The following is a 290-nucleotide window of genomic DNA, read 5'->3' on the forward strand; positions in this document are numbered from 1 at the left end:
GCATCTCTCTTACTTTATCGGTCGCTCTTATCACAGCATCTCTCAACTTTTCATAATCACCAGGCTTTAACAAATATTCCGTACTCTCCAGTTTGATTGCCTGCTGTGCATAATGGAAATCAGCAAAACATGTTAAAAAGATAGTTTCGATCCCATAGTGATTTTCTCTGACCCATTGCAGCAATTGAATCCCCGTTTCCCTGGGCATCTCAATATCACAAATCATAATATCTACTGATTCTTTCAAAATCAATTCCCTTGCTTTATCCGCAGTAAGTGCGGATAAAACA

At 38.6% G+C, this 290-nt stretch carries 1 protein-coding gene; it reads right to left on the minus strand.

Annotated elements, in window-relative coordinates; genetic code table 11:
• Positions 1–290 (minus strand): response regulator (locus NE473_RS32000; protein ID WP_256265718.1); only part of this gene is annotated, 290 nt, incomplete at both ends.

The organism is Hungatella sp. SL.1.14 (assembly GCF_024460495.1).
GTDB classification, from domain to species: Bacteria; Bacillota; Clostridia; order Lachnospirales; family Lachnospiraceae; genus Hungatella; species Hungatella hathewayi.